This window comes from Nonomuraea thailandensis (assembly GCF_024172165.1).
GTDB lineage: Bacteria > Actinomycetota > Actinomycetes > Streptosporangiales > Streptosporangiaceae > Nonomuraea > Nonomuraea thailandensis.
On sequence record NZ_JAMZEB010000002.1, the window covers coordinates 922262 to 940843 of the forward strand.

The window sequence follows — 18582 nt, forward strand, 5'->3', positions numbered from 1 at the left end:
ACTCGCGAGTATGGGCCGGTATCTCATCGAACCGTTCGACCGCAGCGACCGTTACGCCACCGAGTCGTACCAGGGTGCGGCAGGGCGCAACTGGTGGCGCTGCGACCCCACGCTCCGCCTGCTCATGCGGCGGCACCTGGGTGACGGCTACGCCTGGGCGGAGCCGCGCCTCGACCGGCTGGGCGAGCTGATGGGAGGTCTCGTCGCCGAATGCGCCGAGGAGACCGACCGCAACCCGCCGCGGCTGGAGAAGTACGACAAATGGGGCCGGGACGTCAGCCAGGTCCTCATGCCGCCGTCGTTCCACACCGCCCGGCAGGCGCTGATGGCCGACAACTTCACCTCCCCGTCCTTCGCGGGTCAGGCCCGCGCCAACGGGGCCGATCCGGCCGCGCTGGGCGCCGCGTGGACGTACCTGCTCGACCAGGCCGACATCGGGATGGGCTGCGCCCTCGGCACCGGCGGGGACATGGTGGTCTCGCTGGCCGAGAAGCACGCGCCGCCGGACGTACGCGATCGGGTGCGGGAGATCTTCGCCAACGGCTTCTACTCCGGCGAGGCCGCACAGCTGTTCACCGAGCGGACCGGCGGCTCCGACCTGGCGGCGCTGGAGACCGAGGCGGTGCCCGCCGGTGACGCGTGGCTGCTGACGGGGTTCAAGTGGTTCGCCTCCAACGCCAACGGCTCGGCGTTCGTCGTGCTGGCCAGGCTGCCCGAAGGGGCCGTGGCGCCGTTCCTGGTGTTGTGGGAGCGGCGCGACGGCAGCCGCAACGGGGTGCGCATCCGCAGGCTCAAGGACAAGCTCGGCACCAGGTCCGTCGCCTCCGCCGAGGTCGAGCTCGCGGGCGCGGAGGCGTTCCTGCTGGCCGGCGAGGGCTCCGGCTCGGGGCTCGGCACGATGATGAAGCTCACCAACGCCTCCCGGCTCGGCGTGGCCATGATGGGCGTCGGCGTCGCCAGGCGGGCGCTGGTCGAGGCGCTCTGCTACGCCCGCGCCCGCGAGGCGTTCGGCCGGCCGCTCATCGAGCAGCCGCTCATGCGGCGCAAGCTGGGCGAGCTGATCGTCGAGGTCGAGGCCGCGCAGGCGATGGTGTTCGACGGGCACACCGGGCCCCGGCTGCGCCTGGCGCCCGCCCTGATCAAGCTGCGCGCCGCCCGGCTCGGCGTGACCGCCGCCACCGACGCCGTCGAGGTGCACGGCGGCAACGGCTACATCGAGCAGTGGCCGGTGGCCCGGCTGCTGCGCGACGCGCAGGTCAACCCGATCTGGGAGGGCGGCGACAACATCCTCTGCCTGGACGTGCGCCGCGCCATGCTCAAGGAACGCGCCCACCTGCCCTTCCTCGACCACGTCCGCGCCCTGGCCACCTCCGACCTGGTCCAGACCCGCGTCGACGACCTCACCAAGGCCATCGAGGCGTGGTCGGCGCTGGAGCACGCGGCGGCCGAGGCGCGGCTGTACCCGCTGGCGCAGTTCATGGCCGACGTCTACGCCGCCGCGCTCCTTGAGGACCAGGCCACGTGGGGGCTCGACGACGGCCGCAAGGCGCTCGTCGCCCGCCTGTACGCCGAGGCGCACCTGGTGGACCAGGGCCCGCTGCGCGGCCTCGACCGCCCCGCCGACGACCCCTTCGACGAGCTGCTCGCGGGCGCTTTCAGCGAATCTGGCGGGTGATCGACGGATCCGTGATCGCGGTGTCGGCGGCCAGCAGGAACGCCTTGGAGACGATGACCGACAACATCCCGCCGTCCTCCTCGAACGGCAGGAACACCTGGTCGCCGCCACCGCCCGGGACGATGCACAGGTAGGCGTCGTTGGGCTCCATGAGGATGTTGCCGGAGCCCAGGTGGATCTTGTACGTCCGCAGGTCGCCCTTGACGTGCAGGAACCGGCCCTCCAGCGCGCACCGGCCGGCGATGGCCAGGCGGGGCAGCAGCCGCGCCAGCGCGTCGCGCCGCATCTCGGCCGACTCGCTGAGGTCGCCGAACCCGTACGACTCCCAGTAGTCGCCGTGCCCCACCGGGTCCAGCCCGGTGGAGGCGACGCCGACGGCCAGGTCGGCGTCACGCAACGCCTCCGACAACGTCAGCGGCGCCACCTCGGCCAGCGGGACGCGGCGGCCCTGCGCCGTGAAGTGCAGCTCGCCGCTGACACAGACGGAGACGGTGCCGCCGCCGTCCCGGCCGAAGGAGTCCTCGTCGAGGTGGAAGCCCCAGTGCGCGGTCAGGCCGCCGGGCAGCTCCTTGGTGGCCTCGGCCCGGTCGGAGCCGCACTCCCAGTCCCAGTGGCCCAGCGACATGCCCCTCCAGCCGCGCTCGGACAGCAATGCCTTGGCCTGGCCGTAGCGCAGCAGGTGGCGGGCGAAACGGAGAGAGTGGTCGCGGGTCCTCTCCTCGGCCGGGGTGAGCAGGTAGACCTCGCGGAAGGCCTGCTTGAACGGCTGGCGCAGGTCGTCGGCGATCAGGTGGTCACGCCAGCCGCGCACCTCCTCCGCGTCGTGCGCGATGGGGTGCCAGAGCAGGACGGGCGTGTCGGGGGAGGGCCGGACGTGCCGGCCCTCCGGACCGGCCAGCTCCCATCGCCCGTCCACCTGCACCGGCAGCCCGGCTGGGCCTTGTGCGATCTTCCAGATCAGGTTGCGGGCGGACGCGCCGGCGACGGGGTGGTCGAGGTAGTACGCGCACACGTCCCGCCACTGCCAGACCCGCCCGGCGGCCAGCGCCCGCTCGACCCTGAACCGTTCGGCGGCCAGCACCTTCCTCAGCTCCCTGGCGGCGGCCCTGAACTCGGCGAGCAGCTCCCGGTCGACGCTCTTCGGGATGGTCCTGCGGCCGTCGTGGGTGATCCGCCCGTCCAGTGACAGGCACAGCCCCTGCTCGGTACGGGTGCCGTCGGGGCCGAGCCCGAACGTGGGCACGGTGCGCTCCAGCAGTTGCTCGGCGGAGAGCCCCGCCCGCCCGGCGACCTCCTCCAGCGTGCGGTTCACCGCCGCGAGGATCGTCTTCTTGCGCGCCTTCGCCAGCACGCGGGCGAGCTGCGCGACCACCTCCGGGCCTCCGCGCCTGGCCAGCACGCCGATCGCGGCGTTGGCCAGCAGCTCGCTGCGCGCGTGCGCGCCCGAGCCGCCGATGCCCGTGCCCGCCGTCACGGCCACGTCGCCCAGCAGCGGAACCACCCACGGCTCGTCGATCAGCTCGCAGGTCCACACCAGGCCGCGCAACGTCGTGGCGGTGCCCTTCCGCAGGAAGACGGTCTCGCCGTACGCGCGCGAACGCCGGATCGTCGTCTCGCGATGGGCGGCGAGCTCCCGCAACACGTCGGGGATCACCTCGACGGCCTGCTCGGTCAGCAGCTCCTTGGCCTCCCACATCCACCGCAGGCCGGGCCTGGAGTCGACGGCGGCGGCCCAGTGCAGCAGCAGCGGCCGCACCTGCGGGCCCCCGAGCCGGGGCGCGAGCCCGCCGAGCAGCCGGTCCGCGAACGGGTCGCCCTCCTCCAGCACGTCGCGGACCGCCGCGGCCGGATCGTCCGGCTCCGGCCCGGTCAGCGACACCAGCACCTGGCCGCCGATCAGGTCCGACGCCCGCGGCCGGTAGCGGCGTAACCAGACGTGGTCATCCTGAGCGTCCATCGGCCATCCTGTCCCGTTTGTCGTGTCGCACGATGACGATCATCCAACAGCACCCGCAAGGCTCTCGTGATCCGAAGGAGATCCTGAACCGTGAGGATTCCCGTACAGGAAGGGACGACCGGCGTCGGCCGCCGCGGTCCGCGAGCGCCGTCTCCTGACCCCGGCGGCCTGGCCCGTTCCGCGGCCTCGACGTACGCTCTGCACGTTCCCCGAGGAGAGCCACCGCACGTTCCCCCGAGGAGGGCCGCATGACCGTACGCGTGGAGCGCCAGGGCCCGGTCACCACCGTGGTGATCAGCAGGCCCGAGGCGCGCAACGCCGTCGATCGCAAGACCGCCGACGCGCTGACCGAGGCGTTCCGTGACTTCGACTGCTCGGACGCCGCCGTGGCGGTGTTGTGGGGCGAGGGCGGCACGTTCTGCGCCGGCGCCGACCTCAAGTCGCTCGACAACCACGTCGGCGAGGAGGGCGACGGGCCGATGGGGCCGACCAGGCTGCGCCTGAGCAAGCCGGTCATCGCCGCCGTCTCCGGGCACGCCGTGGCCGGCGGGCTGGAGCTGGCGCTCTGGTGCGACCTGCGGGTGGCGGAGGAGGACGCGGTGTTCGGGGTGTTCTGCCGGAGGTGGGGGGTGCCGCTCATCGACGGCGGCACGGTACGGCTGCCGCGGCTGATCGGCACGTCGCGGGCGCTGGACATGATCCTCACGGGCCGGCCCGTCGAGGCGCCCGAGGCGTACGCGTGGGGGCTGGCCAACCGGCTCGTGCCCGGCGGCACCGCCAGGCGGCACGCGGAGGCGCTGGCCCTGGAGCTGGCGCGGTTCCCGCAGGAGTGCCTGCGCGGCGACCGGATGTCGGTGCTGGAGCAGGACGGCCTGGAAGAGGGCGAGGCGATGCGCAACGAGCTGCGCCACGGCCTGGTGTCGCTGCCCGACGCGTCGGAGGGCGCGGCCCGCTTCGCCGCGGGAGCCGGCCGCCACGGCGCCTTCCAGGATCTGTGATCGGCGCTCCCCGGGGTTGTCGGTCGGCCCGCGTATCGTGACCTTCATGCCTGACATCGAGGTCGCCGGGCGCGAGGTCCGGATCACCAGCCCCGACAAGGTGGTCTTCCCGCAGTCGGGGCGCACCAAGCTCGACCTGATCCGGTTCTACCAGGCCGTGGGCGAGGCGGCGCTGCGCGGCGTGCACGGGCGGCCGATGGTGCTCAAGCGGTTCGTGCACGGCATCGAGCAGGAGGCGTTCTTCCAGAAGCGGGCTCCGGCCAAGCGGCCCGACTGGGTCGAGGTGGCCGAGCTGAAATACCGCTCGGGGCTGAGCGCGGAAGAGGTGGTGTGCACCGACCTGGCGCAGCTCCTGTGGGTGGTCAACCTCGGCTGCGTCGACCTCAACCCGCACCCGGTGCGCTCCGACGACCTGTCCAGGCCCGACGAGCTGCGCATCGACCTCGACCCGGTGCCGGGCGTCGAGTGGTCCGACGTGCTGCGCACGGCCCAGGTGGCCCGGGAGGTCCTGGCCGACCACGGGCTCGTGGCCTGGCCCAAGACGTCCGGCTCGCGCGGCTTCCACGTCTACGCCCGGATCGAGCGGCGCTGGCCGTTCGCGAAGGTCCGCAAGGCGGCCGAGACGGTGGCGCGCGAGGTGGAGCGGCGCGCGCCCGACCTGGCGACCAGCCGGTGGTGGAAGGAGGAGCGGCACGGCGTGTTCGTCGACTTCAACCAGAACGCCTATGACCGCACGGTCGCCTCCGCCTATTCCGTGCGCGCCGTGCAGGACGCCCGCGTGTCCACCCCGCTGACCTGGGACGAGGTGCCGGGCTGCCGGCCGGAGGCGTTCACCGTCGACACCGTGCCCGGGCGGCTGGCCGAGCGCGGCGACCCGTGGGAGGACATGGACCTGCACCCGGGCTCGCTCGACGGGCTGCTGGAGCTCGCGGAGGAGCTCGGCCCGGCGCCCAAGCCGCCCAAGGGCAGCGGGCGCAGGCAGCAGACGATGCCGGTGATCGAGATCGCCAGGGCGGAGCACAAGGACGAGGCGATGGCGGGGTTCGAGCGGTGGAAGGCCCGCCATCCCGAGGTCGCGGCCCGGCTGGAGGCCGCCGACGTGCTGGTGGACGGCATGCGGGGGCGCAGCAGCGTGTGGTACCGCATCCGCGTCAACCTGCAGCACGTGCCGGAGGGCGAGCGTCCGCCGCAGGAGGCGCTGGAGGTCGACTACGACCCGTGGGGGCGCGGCGGGGGCCCGGCGTCTTGAGGGCAACCGGGCAGAGCCACATGCTGGAAGGACGAGGAGACACCATGAAGTACATGACGATCCAACAGGTTCAGTACGCGGCGACCTCGGACGTTTCGACGACCGGCTGGACGAGCTGATGAACGCGCTGCTCGACCTGGAGGACACGGATCCGGCGATCGAGGACCCCGATCTGGCTGCCACGCTCACCACGGGCATCGTGGACGTCCAGATGATCGCCGAAGCCGATGACCCCGCTGACGCGATGGTCAGGGCGTGGTGCTTTCTCCGCTCCGCCCTTCAAACGATCGGCGACGCGACCCCCGGCTGGGAGACTCAGCGCGCGGTGATGCACGTCGCCCCCGCCGACGCCGCCGACCGCCTGACGACGAGCGCGTGAGGTCGCGCGCCGCACGCGGCTTCACGCCATGGGATCCGGCGGGCCGATCAGCGGCCTGAGATCAGGTTCGCCAGCCGTGCGTACGCCGACGTCGTGGCCCCGCGTTCGTTCTCGTGGCGGTCGGCGGCGCGGAACAGCGCGTAGATGAGCTGCACCCCCGCCCACCGCAGCGGCTCCGGCTCCCATTGCCGCACCTGCCGCCCCACCCACGGCAGCCCCGTCAGCTCGCTCTCGCGGCGCAGCACCAGGTCGCGCAGGGTGCGGCCGGCCAGGTTGGTGGTGGTGACGCCGCTGCCGACGTAGCCGCCGGCCCAGCCGAGGCCGCTGGCGTGGTCCAGGTGCACGGTCGAGCACCAGTCGCGCGGCACCCCGAGCACCCCGCACCACGCGTGCTGGACGCGGACGTCGGCGGCGGCGGGGAAGAGCTTGACGAGCATGCGCCACAGCAGGGCGACGGTCTGCGCCTGGGTGGCGCCGCGCCGGTCGGTGCGGGAGCCGAAGCGGTACGGCACGCCGCGCCCGCCGATCGCGATCCGGTCGTCGGCGGTGCGCTGGGTGTAGACGTAGGCGTGGGCCTCGTCCTCCAGCAGCTCGTTGCCCTGCCAGCCGATGTGCTTCCACACGTCGGCGGGCAGCGGCTCGGTGATGATCATGGAGCTGTTCATCGGCAGCCACTGCCGGTGCTGGCCGGCCAGGCCGGCGGTGAAGCCCTCGGTGGCGCGGATGACGTACTCGGCGGAGACGACGCCCCGCGTGGTGACCGCGCACGCCGGGCCGCCCTGCCGCCGGGGCCGGATCTCGGTCACCGTGGTGTCCTCGAAGATGTCCACGCCCAGCCGTTCCACCGCGGCGGCCAGCCCGACGGCCAGCTTGGCGGGCTGGATGCGGGCGCAGTGGGGCGAGTAGGACGCCTCCAGCGCCCCCGCCACCTGCACGCGCTCGCGCTGCTCGTCACGGCCGAGCAGCCGTACGTCGTCCTCGCCGTACCCCCAGGCCCGCAGGTCGGCGACGCCGGCGCGCAGGCGGCGGCGCTGGGCCGGGTTGGTGGCGACGTGGATCAGCCCGCCCTTGTGCACGTCGGCGTCGATGCCCTCGGCGCGGGTCACCTCGATGACCTCGTCCACGGACCGGAACATGGCCCGCTGCAGGTCGATCATGGCCTGCCGCCCGCGCGCCTTGGCGTGCCGCTTGCGCGACCCGGCGAACTCGGCCGAGAGCCACCCGCCGTTGCGCCCCGACGCGCCGAACCCGGCGAACTCCTTCTCCAGGATCGCGATCCGCAGCCCGGGGTCGGCCTGCTTCAGGTAGTACGCGGTCCACAGGCCGGTGTAGCCGCCGCCGACGATGGCGACGTCGTACGCGCGGGGCCCCGGCAGCGCCGGACGCCGCGTGGGCAGGCCGATCTGCCGGTACCAGAAGGAGACCCCGCCGTTGGCGAAGTCGTCGGTCAGCGGGATACCTCTCATCACCAGACACATCTTCTAATAACAGACAGAAAGCAACAAGGCGGCGAAGTGTAATAAAACTGGACGTCCGGCTAGCTTCGTGTCGGGCGTTCGTACCCCTCGTCGCCTCCGTATACGTGCAGGTCAGGGTCCTGCTCCGGCTGCGTGGCCGGGCTGGTGGGGGAGGCGGTGTGCTCGGAGGCGAAGTCGTCCGACAGCACCGGGGGCGGCGGCATGAGGTAGTCGTGCCAGGTGATCTCGCCCTTGGGCGACGCGTCGGTGGTGAGGTCGCCCGCGCGCTGCGCCGCGTACAGGCGGCCCGGATAGCGTACGGGCAGGCAGGGCCGGCGCAGCCCTGAGGCGTGCAGCCAGGTCCTGACCAGCTCCTCGGTGTTCAGCACCTGCGGCCCGCCGTACTCGATCTCCCGGTGCGAGGGTCCCGCGCTGAGCAGGGCGGCGGCGCGCGTGGCCACCTCTCCCGTGTGCACCGGCTGCCAGGGCAGCGACCGGTCCACGGGCAGCACGGGCAGCGACGCGTGGTCGCGCAGCCGCTGCTGCAGCCACTGGTGGAACGGGGTGACGCGCAGGATCGTCCAGTCCAGCCCGCTCTCCTGGACCAGCCGCTCGGCCTCCAGCTTGTGCCGCAGGTGGCCGTAGGCGGCCCGGTCGGCGCCGACCATCGAGGTGAACAGCACGTGCGGCACCCCGGCCGCGTGCGCGAGGATCATCAGCGTCCTGGTCCCGGGCACGTCCACCGCGCCGCGCCCTTTGCGGCCGCTGGTGGCCAGGTGGGCGATCGCGTCCACGCCGTCCACGGCCTCCCTGACGCCGTTGCCGGAGAACAGGTCGCCCCACATCCACTCGACGTTGCCGCGGCCGTCCCGCTTGGTACGGCTCAGTGCCCGCACCTCGTGACCCGCCTTGAGCAGGGCGGGCACCAGTGCTCCGCCCAGCGTGCCGGTGGCTCCCGTGACCAGAATGCGCATGCGGGTCCCCTACCCGCCAGATTCGAGAAATGTCAATGAATCGCCGTTCCGGGTCTGCGGGCGGTGGAGCGGGGTAGGGCCGCACACATGGCTCGAATCGCATCCGAATCCCTGATCGAACGGCTCGTGGCATGGGGCGTCGACACCGTCTTCGGCCTGCCTGGTGACGGCATCAACGGCATCATGGAGGGGCTGCGGCGCCACCGCGACCGGGTGCGCTTCGTCCTCGTCCACCACGAGGAGGCCGCGGCGTTCATGGCCACCGGCTACGCCAAGGCCACCGGGCGCATCGGCGTGTGCCTGGCCACCTCCGGCCCGGGCGGCATCCACCTGCTGAACGGCCTCTACGACGCCAAGCTCGACCACGTGCCGGTGCTGGCCATCACGGGCATGCAGGAGACGTCCGTGCTGGGCACCGGCTACCAGCAGGAAGTCCACCTGGACAAGCTCTTCGCCGACGTGGCCGAGTACAACATGATGGTCACCAACCCGGCCCAGCTTCCCTCGCTGGTGGATCTGGCCATCCGTACGTCCTACGCGCGGCGCGGGGTCTCCCACCTCACCCTGCCCAACGACATCCAGGTGGCCGAGGCGGGGGCGGACCCGTACAAGAGCGTCGCCCCGGTGCGGGCGCCGCAGACGGCGCCCGTGTATCTCCAGGCGTCCGGCATGCCCCGGCAGGAGGACATCGAGTGGGCGGCCGAGGTGCTGAACCGGGCCGAGCGGCCCGCCATGCTCGTCGGGCAGGGCGCGCTGCACGCCAGGGAGGAGGTGCTGGCCGTGGCCGAGGTGCTTGGCGCGCCCGTGGTCAAGACGTTGCCGGGCAAGGCGGTCATCCCGGACGACTCGCCGTACACGACGGGCGGGCTCGGCCTGCTCGGCACGCGGCCGAGCGAGGAGCTGATGGAGGAGGCGGACGTGCTGTTCATGGTGGGCACGAACTTTCCCTACTCCAAGTTCCTGCCGGAGGTGCGGGACACGCGGGTGGTGCAGTTCGAGGCGGACCCGACGCGGGCGGGGGCGCGGATCGCGACGGACGTGCCCGTGGTGTGCGACGCCAAGGAGGGCCTGCGGGCGCTGCTGCCGCTGCTGGGCCGCCGGGACGGCAACGGCCATCTCGCGAAATATCAGAAGATGATGGCCAAGTGGCGCTCCGACATGGAGTCCCTGGAGAACCCCGACCGCGACCCCATCGCGCCGCAGTACGTCATGTCCATCCTCGACGAGCTCGCCACCGACGACGCCATCATGACCTGCGACAGCGGCACCATCGCCACCTGGGCGGCCCGCCACTGGACGATCCGCGGCGGGCGCGAGTTCTACCTGTCGGGCACGCTGGCCACGATGGCGCCCGGCCTGCCGTACGCGATCGCCATGCAGCACGCCTTCCCCGGCCGCCAGGTCATCGCCTACGTCGGGGACGGCGGCTTCTCGATGCTGATGGCCGAGTTCCTCACCGCGGTGCAGCACCGGCTGCCGATCAAGGTGATCATCAACAACAACAACTCGCTCGGCCAGATCCTGTGGGAGCAGATGGTGCTCGGCTACCCCGAGCACGGCGTCCGCTACGCCCAGCCCGAGGCCGACTTCTCGGCCTGGGCACGGTCGTGCGGCGGGTTCGGGGCCAAGGTGACCAAGTCGGAGGACGTGGCGCACGCGATCGGGCAGGCGCTCCACCACGACGGGCCCGCGCTGGTGGACGTGGACGTCAACCCGAACGAGCCGCCCATGCCCGGCAAGGTCTCCTACGACCAGGCCAAGAGCTTCGCCCAGGCCTTCCTCAAGGGGCAGCCGCACAAGGCCGCCATCGCGACCACGCTCTTCAAGGACCGCATCCAGAAACTGGGTGACTAGAGAGGCCACCCCTGGGCGGGGCACGGCGTGTGCGCCGGACGGGCGCACGCTGACCGCCACGCTGATGTTCGGGGCCTGATGGCCTACTCCTACGAGCACGAAGTGCGTCTGAGCCGCCCGCTCGCCGGTAGGGCCGTGATCGACCGGTCCGACCAGCGGACGATCGCGACGAGATGAGCGGCACGCACGGACGGGTGGCGGGCGCGCGCGGCGTGCCCGCCACCTGCCGTCCTAGCCGCCGTACGCCCGGGCGATGCCGGTGGCGGCGGCGCGCAGCGGCTCCACCAGCCGGGGCAGCTCGCGGGCACGGCGCGAGGAGAGCACGATGCCCAGCGCCGCAACCGGCCGCCCGTCCACCAGGACCGGGGCCGCCGCCGAGCACGAGCCGGGCGTCATCTCCTCGTAGGTGAGGGCGTACCCCTGCGTGCGCACCACCGCCAGCTCCCTGGCCAGCCGCCCCGGCTCGGTGATCGTGTGCGGGGTGGGGCGTTCGAGTTTGCGCGCCAGGTAGGACTTGACGAACCAGTCAGGCTCGTACGCCAGCAGCGCCTTGCCGACCCCCGTGGGATGCATCGGCAGCCGGCCGCCGATCCTGGACACGATGGGCACGGCCCGCCTGCCGTACACCTTGTCCACGTACAGCACCTCGAGACCGTCCCTGACCGCGAGGTGCACGTTCTCGCCCGTGGAGCCGAACAGGTCCTGGAGCCACGGATGCGCCAGCTCCTGCAGCCGGTTCGGCGCGAGCTGGCCCAGCTCCCACAGCCGCGGCCCGACCCGCAGCCGCCCGTCGGGCGAGCGGCTGAGCGCCTGCCACTCCTCCAGCTCGCCGACCAGCCGGTGCGCCGTGCTCAGCGGCACCCCGCTGCGCGCGGCCAGCTCGGTCAGCGTGAGCTGCGGGCGCGCCGCGTCGAACGCCCCCAGGATGGCCAGCACCTTGGACGTCACCGAGCGCCCCGGCTCCCGTGCCCCACCTGACATGCCGCAATCCTGCATGAGTTTTCCACTGAGCGGAAGAGCCCTCTCGGCGAAACCCCGGCCGAGGCTGGATGCTTCCTTCATGCGAACTCAGGTCGGGATCATCGGGGCGGGCCCCGCTGGTCTGCTTCTGTCACACCTGCTCCACCTGCGCGGCATCTCCTCCGTGGTGCTGGAGAAGCGCAGCCGCGAGTACGTCGAGCGCCGCGTGCGCGCCGGGGTGCTGGAGCAGGGCACGGTGGACACGCTGGTGGAGGCCGGCGTCGGCGAGCGGATGCTGCGCGAGGGGCTGCCGCACCACGGCATCGAGCTCAGGTACGGCGGCGCGGGGCACCGCATCCCGTTCGAGAAGCTGGTGCCGGGCCGGGCCATCACCGTGTACGGGCAGCAGGAAGTGGTCAAGGACCTGATCGCGGCCAGGCTGGCGGCGGGGGGTGACGTGCGGTTCGAGGTCGAGGACGTGGAGCTGCACTCGCTGGAGTCGCAGCCGTACATCACGTTCGGCGGCGAGCGGCTCGACTGCGACGTGGTCGCGGGCTGCGACGGCTTCCACGGGGTGTCCCGGCCGGCCGTCCCGGAGGGCGTCCTGAGCGTGTTCGAGCGTGATTATCCCTTCGCCTGGCTCGGCATCCTGGCGCGCGTGGCGCCGTCCTCGGAGGAGCTGATCTACGCCAGGACCGAGCGCGGCTTCGCCCTGCACAGCATGCGCTCGCCCGCCGTCAGCCGCTTCTACCTGCAGGTCCCCGCCGACGCCCGGCTCGAGGACTGGCCGGACGAGCGGATCTGGCAGGAGCTGCGGACCCGGCTGGAGACCGTGCCCGGCTTCGGGCTGGCCACCGGCGAGATCATGGAGCGGGGCATCACGCCGATGCGCGGGTTCGTGGCCGAGCCCATGCAGTACGGGCGGCTCTACCTGGCGGGGGACGCCGCCCACATCGTCCCGCCCACCGGGGCCAAGGGCCTCAACCTGGCCGTGGCCGACGTGCGGGTGCTGACCGAGGCGCTGGCGGCGTACTTCGGCAGCGGCTCGACCGAGCTGCTCGACGGGTACTCGGACGCCTGCCTGAAGCGGGTGTGGCGGGCGCAGCACTTCTCGTGGTGGATGACGACGCTGCTGCACACGTTCGAGGAGGACGATCCGTACGCGCGCAAGCTGCAGCTGTCCTACCTCGACTACGTGACCTCGTCGGAGGCGGCGGCCACCACGCTGGCGGAGAACTACGTGGGCCTGCCGTTCGAGCCGGGCCGCTGACCTCGGGACATGCCTTAACCTTGGCGCGTGGTCTTCGAGGAGGGATGGGCGGCTTCGCCCCTGCGCTGGCTCATGCACGCCCTGGGTGACGCCCAGCTCACGAGGATGGACGGCGATCCGGGGCTGCTGGCCGCGGTCGACCAGCACGCGGCGGTGCTGCGTGACGCCATCCCGCTCGACCGGGAGACGCTCGGCGACTACCTGCTGGGCTTCCTCGACGAGCTGCGGCACCGCGGCTGGGCCTTCACCGGCGAGCCGGACGCGCCGTCGCTGCGGCTGACGGCGGTGTGCTGGCTGACCCGCGAGCTGGACCTGCTCGAAGACGGCCACCCCGCCTGAGGTTCGCCGGAAGACGATCGCTCCGCCCTGGCCTGAAAGTGCCCCGGGCGGCGGTTCGCCCGGGGCACGCGGAGCCTCAGCCCGGAGGCATGTCGGAGCGGTGCGCTCCGCCGGGCGACGTCCGGATCGGCGCCGTCTCCTCCGTCATGGCGCGGGCGTCCTCACGCCCCCGCTGGTAGGCCTCGGCGTGCGCCCTGGCCTGCGGAGCCTCCTGCTCGATCCGCCCCAGCCAGCGCTCCCACCGCTGCTGCATGGGCCGGACGAGCCCGCCCCCGATGCCGATCGCCGCGATCGCCCCGATCGTGGCGAGCACCGTGATGAGCACGGGCGTCGTCACGGTCGTGGCCACGCCGATCTGGTTGAGCGCGGCGATGATGCCCAGCGCCCAGATGAACACCGCCGCCGCGGTCGCCACCCAGCGACCGTACGACAGCCCGCCGAGCATGCCGCCCACGATGTCCTTGACGGCCTTGGCCACCGCCCCGGCCACCACGATGATCACGATGGCCACGAGGGCCTTGGGCAGCCAGCCGACCACTCCGGCCAGCAGCGCCGAGACCGGGTTGGGGCCGAAGACGTTGAAGGCTATCTGCAGGGTGACCAGCAGGATCGCATAGAAGACGATCTTCGCGAGCAGGCTGCTGGCGTCGTACTTGCTGCGTTCCAGCCAGCGACGCACGCCACTGCGCTCCACCGCGCGGTCGAAGCCGACCCGTTCGAGCACCTTGTCGACGATCTTCTCCAGCGCCTTGGCCACGATCCACCCGATGAGCAGAATCACCAGGAACGCGACCATCCTGGGCACGAACGTCGCTATTTGCCGCCAGGCGTCTGAAAGGCCCTGGCCGATGTTGATATCCACGGTTTCCTCCCCCGAGGAGCCAATGCCTCGGCGCTACCCGCCCTCAACCGCTCCATACACGCTCTGTCCTCAAAACTTCGCACAAGGCGACATACCTCCCACTGCAAGGGATGCGCAACGCCGGGTGGCACCATCCGGAAACGACCGGCCGGACCGAGAAGGCCGGCTCGCAGAAGGCGCGGACCGGGCCTTCCCGCCCTGCCTGCTCCCCGGCCTCGGCGGCGTGGCCTACCAGCTTCTCCGCATGCACCCGGACAGCACCCTGCCGGCCGTCCTGCTCCCGGACCCGGGCCCGCCGCACCCCCGCTGACGGGCTCCGGCGCCCGTTGGGGTGATCGTCATGCACCGCAGCCGGGTCTTCGCCCTCCTGATCGACACCCCCGCCACCGAGGCCGAGGCGGCGACGGCGTTCTGGGCCGCCGCGCTGGGAGCGACGGCCCGCCCGCTGCCCTCGGAAGAGCAGTTCATCTCCCTGCACGGGGCCGTCCCCGGCCTGGCCGTGGCGGTGCAGGCGATCGAGGAGGGCGAGCCCCGCTTCCACCTCGACTTCGAGAGCGACGACGTCGAGGCGGAGACCCGGCGGCTGACCGGGCTCGGGGCCGTCGAGGTGTCGCGGTGGCAGGAGTGCCGGATCCTTCGGGCCCCCGGTGGTCACCTGATGTGCGTGCTGCCCGTCGAGAGCGATCCGGCCGTGTTCGAGGCCGAGGCCAAGACCTGGCCCTGAGCCTCCGCGGCACACCGCTCGTAGACCGCCCGGGTGGGGGCCGGGGTGGTGGCGTACAGGACGTCGCGGGTCAGCGCCTCCGCGAACTCGTACGAGCTGCCCCGCACCACCAGCAGCCCCCTGCTCAGAGCCCGCTCGCAGTGCCCGGCCACCTCCTGCGGCGCCAGCCCCAGCACCGCACCGAGCAGCACGGGATCGAACGCCCCGCCCACCACGCTCGCCGCCCGCAACGCCCGCAACACCGGCTCGCCGAGCCCGCGCAACCGCCCCAGCACGATCGCCCGCACCGCGTCGGAGCCCGCCCCGCCCACGCCTCCGCCTGCGAGCTCGGCCACCGCGGTCCCGCACTCACCCACCTCGGCCACCGCGGGCCCGCGCTCACGCACCTCCACCTCGGCCAGCAAGGCGGCCACGAGCTGCGGCTGCCCTCCCGTACGGCGATACACCGCCTCCGCCAGCTCCGCATCGCCCGCCAGCTCCAGCACCACCGAGGCCGGCAGCGGCCCCGGACGAACCACCTCCACCACCCCGCGCAGCAGCTCGCTCACCCCGCCCTCCCCGCTGAGCGCCGTCGCGACGATCAGCAGCCGCACCCCCGACACCCGCCGTGCCAGGTAGTGCACGAGCTCCACCGTGGCAGCCCCGGCCGCGTGCAGGTCCTCCAAGACCAGCAGCACCGGCTCGCGCGAGGCCAGCGCCCGAAGGAACGCGGTCACCGCCTCGTACGCGTACCGGCGCTCCATGCTCCGCCCCCGCACCAGCGACTCCAGCGCGGGCGCCCGGTCACCCGCCAGCCCGCGCAGCACGTCCCCGGCCAGGTGCGCGACGCGCGGCCGCAGCGCGTCCACGAACGGCTGCAGGAACAGCGCCCGCTCGATCTCATGACAGCGCGCCCGCAGCACCGTCCCGCCCGTCGCGCCCGCCATCCGCTCCGCCTCGGCGGCCAGCCGCGACTTGCCGGCCCCGGCCTCCCCGGCGATCAGCAACACCCCAGTACCCCCCGACACGGCCCGCGCCCACGCCCCGGAGACCACCGCCAACTCCGCGCCCCGCCCGCCAAGCCCACCGTGCCCACCGTGCCTTCCAGGCCCGCGGAGCCCATCCGGCCTGGCCTGCCCTCCACGCCCGCCGAGCGCATCCGGCCCAGCCAGCCCACCACGCCCGCCGAGCCGGCCGCCCTCACCGAGCCCGTCCAGCTCAGCGCGCCCGTCCTCCTCCCGCAGGACGGCCAGGTGCACCGCTCGCGTCTCGGCCGCGGGGTCCGTGCCGAGCTCGGCCACCAGCCGCCCCCGCAACCGCTCGTAGGCAAGCAGCGCCTTGGCGGGCTCGCCCGTCGCCACGTGCGCCCGCATCAGCAGCCGGTACGCCACCTCGTCGAACGGATCCGCCCGCACCGCGGCCTCGGCGGCCCGCCGCGCCCTGACCGGGTCGGCGCCGCCCAGCCAGGAGCGGGCACCCGCGTGCCTGGCCCGCCGGACCAGCCCGGCCGCCTCCTCCCTGGCCGCCGCCACCCACCGCGTGTCCGGCTCACCGACCAGCACCAGGCCGTCGTGCAGCAGCTCCACCGCCCGCCCCGCGGCAGCCCCGGCCAGCGCCGGCTCCCCGGCGGCCAGGCACCCTTCCGCCTCGGCGACGAGCTCGGCGGCCAGATCGAGATCCACCCGTACGCCCGGCGCACCGCCCAACCGGTAACCGGTCCGCCCGCCGACCACGATCCCGGCCCCCAGCGCCCCGCGCAGCCTGCTGACCAGCGTCGCCACGTTCTGCACCGGCCGTTTCGGGCCACCGCCCGGCCACAGCTCCTCCGCGACGCGATCGGCGGCCAGCACCCCGCCCCGCTCCGCCGCGAGCAGCTTCAACAGCGCCCGCGCCTTCCCGCCGACGGCCCCGCGAGGGTACGGCACCCCGTTCCGCTCGACCGCGAACGCCCCGGCCAGCCTGATCAACACCCCATGCGCCTCGGTCATCTCACTCCCGGCGTCAAGCCCCCTGCTTCTGGGGCGTGCCACCGCCGTGCCACCACCGTTCCACGGCCCTGCACCGGGGTCGGCCAGGCCGCGGTCGCCGGCCTGCTCGGTCGGCCACCAGCCGGCGGGTTCGGTCCGGAACGCGGGCGGCACCGCCTCGCAGGTCACAAGCGGCAACGGTGCTCAAGCCTCACAGACGACCAGCCGATACCCCAGATCGAACGCCTCGAGCCCGAGCAGCCCACCGTGCCGCTCCCTCCACCGCCCCGACTCCAGGTCCTCACCGAGCCGCGCCATCGCCAGGCCGGCGACGTCCTCGCCTACGGTCGCGAAGCCCGAGATGGACGCCCGTACCAGCGGGTCGAGGTACCGCTCCGGCCGCCGCCAGTACGCCCCCATGAACCCGTCCGTGCAGTCGGCCGGCACCGGAACGGGTGTCACGGTCGTACGACCGCCACCCCGTCCGAGCTCGGCCACGACCGTCGATAGCGTCGCCAGCCCCGCCTCCAGCAGGGACAACTCGGGCAGGTAGTCGCGCACCAGCCAGAACCGCCCGGTCACCGCCGGGTCCCAGGTCAGCACCACCTGCCGCGCCGAGACCCGGCGCAGCTCGGCGAGCCCGGCGGCGGCGTCGCCCCAGTGATGCACGGTGAGCACGGCCAGCGCCGCGTCGAACGACCCGTCGGCGAGCGGCAACCGTTCGGCGCGTGCCCGCACCACCGGCGCCGACCCGGCGGGACGCTGGGCGATCATCACGGGCGACGGCTCGACGGCCAGCACGGCACGGCCGGTGGGCTCGTACGAGCCCGCCCCCGCTCCCACGTTCACCACGCTCCCGGCCGCCCCGAGCGCCGCGTCGATCATCGCCGCGACCCGCGCGTCGGGCACCCGCTGATCGGCATAGCCGACGCCGAGCCGGAGGTAGGGATCACCGCTCACAGGAGCCCGCCTTCGCACGGTGCCACGGATCCGCTCAGCCACCAGCGTAACCGTTGACGCCCGGCCTTCACGATGACAAGGATGATCGCTCTGGGGGTGCATCCGATGACGTTCACGCTTGAGGGGCCCGTGCTCGAAGGCGCACTCGTCCGCCTCGAGCCTCTCGGCCATCGTCACGCCGCCGACCTGGCCGTGGCAGCCGAGCAGGACCGCAGCGCGTACACCTTCACCTGGGTGCCGAGGGCGGACGAGGTCGGCGCCTACATCGACGCGCAACTCCAGCGACAGGCGGCGGGGCGGCTCGCCCCGTACGCGCAGGTGAACAGGGAGTCGGGCCGCGCGGTCGGCGTGACCGCCTACTGGGACCCGCGCCTGTGGCCGGGAGGAGACCGGCTGTGCGCGGTCGAGATCGGGTTCACCTGGCTCGGCGGATCCGCGCGGGGCACCGGGACGAACACGGAGACGAAGCTGCTGCTGCTCGCTCACGCCTTCGAGAGCTGGGGCGTGGCCAGGGTCGACTTCAAGACCGACGCCCGCAACGAGCGCTCGCGGGCGGCCCTGGAGAAGGTGGGCGCGCGGTTCGAGGGTGTGCTGCGCCGGTGGTCGCCGTCGTGGGCGCCGGGGGAGGACGGCCTGCTGCGCGACTCCGCGATGTTCTCCGTCATCGCCGAGGAGTGGCCGCAGTGCCGGGCGCGGCTGATCCGGCTGCTGGAAGAACGGGGCGGAAACGACGAACCCCAGACTCCGGCGGAAAGCCACGAGCCTGGGGCCGAACTCTGACAAGAGCTGGTGGACGATACTGGGATTGAACCAGTGACCTCTTCCGTGTCAGGGAAGCGCTCTCCCGCTGAGCTAATCGTCCTTATTGAGTTGGAAACTCAGAGCGGAAGACGGGATTCGAACCCGCGACCCTCACCTTGGCAAGGTGATGCTCTACCACTGAGCCACTTCCGCATGGCGCTGCACTTACTTTAGCGG

Annotated in this window: 17 protein-coding genes and 2 tRNA genes; 10 read left to right on the plus strand and 9 right to left on the minus strand. The window is 72.8% G+C overall.

Annotation, left to right across the window (positions count from 1 at the left end):
* Window positions 1-10 precede the first annotated feature (10 nt).
* A complete protein-coding gene (locus tag HD597_RS08260; protein ID WP_253741191.1) occupies window positions 11-1675 on the plus strand; it encodes an acyl-CoA dehydrogenase family protein in 1665 nt (554 codons plus the stop codon).
* On the opposite strand, the gene HD597_RS08265 is transcribed toward HD597_RS08260, so the two are convergent.
* Entirely contained in the window at window positions 1656-3632 is a 1977-nt protein-coding gene (locus HD597_RS08265) for a DUF4132 domain-containing protein (RefSeq protein ID WP_253741193.1), read from the minus strand. The genes HD597_RS08260 and HD597_RS08265 overlap by 20 nt on opposite strands.
* A gap of 248 nt (window positions 3633-3880) precedes the next feature.
* Here HD597_RS08265 and HD597_RS08270 point away from each other — a divergent pair, with 248 nt between their 5' ends.
* The 3 genes from HD597_RS08270 to HD597_RS08280 all read left to right on the plus strand — a co-directional run bounded on the left by HD597_RS08270 (window position 3881) and on the right by HD597_RS08280 (window position 6258).
* The gene (locus tag HD597_RS08270) at window positions 3881-4630 is read left to right on the plus strand and encodes a crotonase/enoyl-CoA hydratase family protein (protein WP_253741195.1); all 750 of its coding nucleotides are present in this window, start codon (window positions 3881-3883) and stop codon (window positions 4628-4630) included.
* 46 nt (window positions 4631-4676) lie between these two features.
* Entirely contained in the window at window positions 4677-5879 is a 1203-nt protein-coding gene (gene ligD, locus HD597_RS08275; protein WP_253741197.1) for a non-homologous end-joining DNA ligase, read from the plus strand.
* 118 nt (window positions 5880-5997) lie between these two features.
* Window positions 5998-6258, plus strand: a complete 261-nt coding sequence (locus HD597_RS08280; RefSeq protein ID WP_253741199.1) for a hypothetical protein — start codon at window positions 5998-6000, stop codon at window positions 6256-6258.
* A 47-nt stretch (window positions 6259-6305) separates the two neighbouring features.
* Here the strand turns inward: HD597_RS08280 and HD597_RS08285 are convergent, their stop codons facing one another.
* Both HD597_RS08285 and HD597_RS08290 read right to left on the minus strand, forming a co-directional pair.
* The gene (locus HD597_RS08285) at window positions 6306-7724 is read right to left on the minus strand and encodes an NAD(P)/FAD-dependent oxidoreductase (protein ID WP_253741200.1); all 1419 of its coding nucleotides are present in this window, start codon (window positions 7722-7724) and stop codon (window positions 6306-6308) included.
* Window positions 7725-7795: 71 nt separating this feature from the next.
* The gene (locus HD597_RS08290) at window positions 7796-8689 is read right to left on the minus strand and encodes an SDR family oxidoreductase (protein ID WP_253741202.1); all 894 of its coding nucleotides are present in this window, start codon (window positions 8687-8689) and stop codon (window positions 7796-7798) included.
* Between the two features lie 87 nt (window positions 8690-8776).
* Between HD597_RS08290 and HD597_RS08295 the strand changes: the two genes are divergently transcribed.
* A complete protein-coding gene (locus HD597_RS08295) occupies window positions 8777-10543 on the plus strand; it encodes a thiamine pyrophosphate-dependent enzyme (RefSeq protein WP_253741204.1) in 1767 nt (588 codons plus the stop codon).
* 231 nt (window positions 10544-10774) lie between these two features.
* Here HD597_RS08295 and HD597_RS08300 read toward each other — a convergent pair whose 3' ends face one another.
* A complete protein-coding gene (locus tag HD597_RS08300) occupies window positions 10775-11524 on the minus strand; it encodes an IclR family transcriptional regulator (RefSeq protein WP_253741205.1) in 750 nt (249 codons plus the stop codon).
* 79 nt (window positions 11525-11603) lie between these two features.
* Here HD597_RS08300 and HD597_RS08305 point away from each other — a divergent pair, with 79 nt between their 5' ends.
* The gene (locus HD597_RS08305) at window positions 11604-12773 is read left to right on the plus strand and encodes a 4-hydroxybenzoate 3-monooxygenase (protein ID WP_253741207.1); all 1170 of its coding nucleotides are present in this window, start codon (window positions 11604-11606) and stop codon (window positions 12771-12773) included.
* Between the two features lie 27 nt (window positions 12774-12800).
* The gene (locus HD597_RS08310) at window positions 12801-13112 is read left to right on the plus strand and encodes a DUF6401 family natural product biosynthesis protein (RefSeq protein ID WP_253741208.1); all 312 of its coding nucleotides are present in this window, start codon (window positions 12801-12803) and stop codon (window positions 13110-13112) included.
* Between the two features lie 76 nt (window positions 13113-13188).
* Here HD597_RS08310 and HD597_RS08315 read toward each other — a convergent pair whose 3' ends face one another.
* A complete protein-coding gene (locus HD597_RS08315) occupies window positions 13189-13974 on the minus strand; it encodes a mechanosensitive ion channel family protein (protein ID WP_253741209.1) in 786 nt (261 codons plus the stop codon).
* Window positions 13975-14098: 124 nt separating this feature from the next.
* Here HD597_RS08315 and HD597_RS08320 point away from each other — a divergent pair, with 124 nt between their 5' ends.
* The gene (locus HD597_RS08320; RefSeq protein ID WP_253741210.1) at window positions 14099-14284 is read left to right on the plus strand and encodes a hypothetical protein; all 186 of its coding nucleotides are present in this window, start codon (window positions 14099-14101) and stop codon (window positions 14282-14284) included.
* 30 nt (window positions 14285-14314) lie between these two features.
* The gene (locus HD597_RS08325; protein WP_253741211.1) at window positions 14315-14698 is read left to right on the plus strand and encodes a VOC family protein; all 384 of its coding nucleotides are present in this window, start codon (window positions 14315-14317) and stop codon (window positions 14696-14698) included.
* Here HD597_RS08325 and HD597_RS08330 read toward each other — a convergent pair.
* Window positions 14626-16665, minus strand: a complete 2040-nt coding sequence (locus tag HD597_RS08330; RefSeq protein WP_253741212.1) for an ATP-binding protein — start codon at window positions 16663-16665, stop codon at window positions 14626-14628. The two genes, HD597_RS08325 and HD597_RS08330, sit on opposite strands and share 73 nt — an antisense overlap.
* A gap of 183 nt (window positions 16666-16848) precedes the next feature.
* Window positions 16849-17604, minus strand: a complete 756-nt coding sequence (locus tag HD597_RS08335) for a class I SAM-dependent methyltransferase (protein ID WP_253741214.1) — start codon at window positions 17602-17604, stop codon at window positions 16849-16851.
* 105 nt (window positions 17605-17709) lie between these two features.
* On the opposite strand from HD597_RS08335, the gene HD597_RS08340 reads away from it, so the two are divergent.
* Entirely contained in the window at window positions 17710-18384 is a 675-nt protein-coding gene (locus HD597_RS08340) for a GNAT family N-acetyltransferase (protein WP_253741216.1), read from the plus strand.
* A 7-nt stretch (window positions 18385-18391) separates the two neighbouring features.
* Here the strand turns inward: HD597_RS08340 and HD597_RS08345 are convergent.
* Both HD597_RS08345 and HD597_RS08350 read right to left on the minus strand, forming a co-directional pair.
* Window positions 18392-18466 (minus strand) — tRNA-Val (locus HD597_RS08345).
* 20 nt (window positions 18467-18486) lie between these two features.
* Window positions 18487-18558 (minus strand) — tRNA-Gly (locus HD597_RS08350).
* Between the last annotated feature and the right edge of the window lie 24 nt (window positions 18559-18582).

Bases quoted from the DNA above. Each gene is read 5' to 3' on its own strand.
- HD597_RS08300 (WP_253741205.1), bottom strand. From the start codon at position 11,524: ATGTCAGGTGGGGCACGGGAGCCGGGGCGCTCGGTGACGTCCAAGGTG.
- ligD (WP_253741197.1), top strand. From the start codon at position 4,677: ATGCCTGACATCGAGGTCGCCGGGCGCGAGGTCCGGATCACCAGCCCC.
- HD597_RS08285 (WP_253741200.1), bottom strand. From the start codon at position 7,724: ATGAGAGGTATCCCGCTGACCGACGACTTCGCCAACGGCGGGGTCTCC.
- HD597_RS08325 (WP_253741211.1), top strand. From the start codon at position 14,315: ATGCACCGCAGCCGGGTCTTCGCCCTCCTGATCGACACCCCCGCCACC.
- HD597_RS08280 (WP_253741199.1), top strand. From the start codon at position 5,998: ATGAACGCGCTGCTCGACCTGGAGGACACGGATCCGGCGATCGAGGAC.
- HD597_RS08305 (WP_253741207.1), top strand. From the start codon at position 11,604: ATGCGAACTCAGGTCGGGATCATCGGGGCGGGCCCCGCTGGTCTGCTT.
- HD597_RS08330 (WP_253741212.1), bottom strand. From the start codon at position 16,665: ATGACCGAGGCGCATGGGGTGTTGATCAGGCTGGCCGGGGCGTTCGCG.
- HD597_RS08295 (WP_253741204.1), top strand. From the start codon at position 8,777: ATGGCTCGAATCGCATCCGAATCCCTGATCGAACGGCTCGTGGCATGG.
- HD597_RS08270 (WP_253741195.1), top strand. From the start codon at position 3,881: ATGACCGTACGCGTGGAGCGCCAGGGCCCGGTCACCACCGTGGTGATC.
- HD597_RS08340 (WP_253741216.1), top strand. From the start codon at position 17,710: ATGACGTTCACGCTTGAGGGGCCCGTGCTCGAAGGCGCACTCGTCCGC.
- HD597_RS08265 (WP_253741193.1), bottom strand. From the start codon at position 3,632: ATGGACGCTCAGGATGACCACGTCTGGTTACGCCGCTACCGGCCGCGG.
- HD597_RS08260 (WP_253741191.1), top strand. From the start codon at position 11: ATGGGCCGGTATCTCATCGAACCGTTCGACCGCAGCGACCGTTACGCC.
- HD597_RS08290 (WP_253741202.1), bottom strand. From the start codon at position 8,689: ATGCGCATTCTGGTCACGGGAGCCACCGGCACGCTGGGCGGAGCACTG.